The organism is Bradyrhizobium sp. SRS-191, from assembly GCF_024586915.1.
Taxonomy (GTDB): domain Bacteria; phylum Pseudomonadota; class Alphaproteobacteria; order Rhizobiales; family Xanthobacteraceae; genus Bradyrhizobium.
In genome coordinates, this window is record NZ_JANBVS010000076.1 from 1 (window position 1) to 1520 (window position 1520).

Annotated in this window: 2 protein-coding genes and 1 riboswitch; of the genes, one reads left to right on the top strand and one right to left on the bottom strand. The window is 65.5% G+C overall.

Annotation, left to right across the window (positions count from 1 at the left end; genetic code table 11):
* Nucleotides 1-304 (bottom strand): histidine phosphatase family protein (locus tag NLR35_RS34090; RefSeq protein WP_257170918.1); only part of this gene is annotated, 304 nt, incomplete at its 3' end.
* A gap of 72 nt (nt 305-376) precedes the next feature.
* Nucleotides 377-579, top strand: a riboswitch (cobalamin riboswitch).
* Between the two features lie 116 nt (nt 580-695).
* Between NLR35_RS34090 and NLR35_RS34095 the strand changes: the two genes are divergently transcribed.
* Nucleotides 696-1520: TonB-dependent receptor plug domain-containing protein (locus NLR35_RS34095; RefSeq protein ID WP_257170919.1), on the top strand; the 825-nt coding region annotated here is incomplete at its 3' end.

The window sequence follows — 1520 nt, forward strand, 5'->3', positions numbered from 1 at the left end:
ACTGTGCATAAGTCTCGCCGCCGGTTGCGCTGAGATCGTCATGCCGCCGCCCGGTCCATTCGCCGAAATCCTGCTCGCTGAATTCGTCGGCGAGCACGGGATCGAGCCCGAGCGCGCGGGCCGTCTCGACCGTGCGCCGCGCCGGACTGGCATAGCTCGCAGCACCTTGCGGCAGGCGCAGGCGCAGCGTTTCGAACTTTGCGCGATCGCCGAGATCGGCCGGCGCATCAGGCGCGTGGATCGTTCCAGGCGCGCCATCGACGGGGGCGTGACGTATCAGCCAAAGGAAGGTCTCGCCTTCCATGTGTATCTCCTGGGAAGTTCGCCGCTGTGGCACTCTCGACGCATTCCCTACATTGACTCCGTCGCGATGGTAATCCTAGATGCTTGTGACGGTTTCCCCGAGAGGGGATGAAAAGGGAATGCGGTGCGGGGACATTGTCCCCCATGCCGCAGCTGCCCCCGCAACTGTAAGCGGTGAATCCTTCGTCAGATGCCACTGGGTCCTCGGTCCCGGGAAGGCGACGAAGCGGTTACGACCCGCGAGCCAGGAGACCTGCCGTCAGCCGTGGTCACACGCGAAGATGTCGGTCGGGGAGTACAGACATTCGGCTTCATCTGAAGGCTGAGAAGCCCGAAGATGAGACCTCGTTCGCTGTGACGTGCCACTGACGTCATACCGAGGTCCCAAGACCATGTCTTCCGTTCCTATTGCGCGACCGCGCCGCATCCTGTTCGCGGCAACGGCGCTTACGTTTGCCAGCATCGATATCACCGCCGCGCTGGCGCAGGCCGCCCGCGAGGTCCTGCCGGCTGTCGAGGTGTCGCCCCCTCAATCCCGCAAGCAAGCCAGGCCTGCCAATCGCGACGCGCAGACCGCGCGGCGTGCAGCGGCGCGCAGGCCGGTGGCAACACCGGTCGCGCCGAAGCCGGCGGTGCCGGCACAGACGCCGCTCAACAGCAACGCGGTGGCGGAGAGTGCCTCGCGGCTTGGGCTCACCGTGCGCGAAACGCCGGCCACCGTGGAGGTGATCTCGGCCGAGACGATGCGCGAGCAGGGCTATCGCACCGTGTCCGACGTTGCGCAGGGCGCGGTCGGCGTCACCGCGGGCGACAACCCGGCCGAGCCGTCGGCCTTCTCGATGCGCGGTTTCACCAACAGCCAGATCAACACGCTCTACAACGGCATCAAGATCGGTCCGCAGAACATGACCTCGCGGGTCATGGACACCGCCAATCTCGAAGCCGTGGAGATCCTGAAGGGCCCGGCCTCGCTAATCTCGGGGGAAGGCGCCGCCGGCGGCGCCATCAACTTCGTCACCAAGCAGCCGCACACCGGACCGATCCGGAACGAAGCAGACTTCTCCTGGGATTCGCTGAACTCGTTCCGCGCGCATTACGGTTCCGGCGGCAGCACTTATGTGCAGGGGCTCGATTATCGCTTCGACGTCAGCCGCTCCGCGCTGAACGGCTTTGCCGACGACACCAACACCAAGACGCTCGACGTTTCGGGCCAGCTC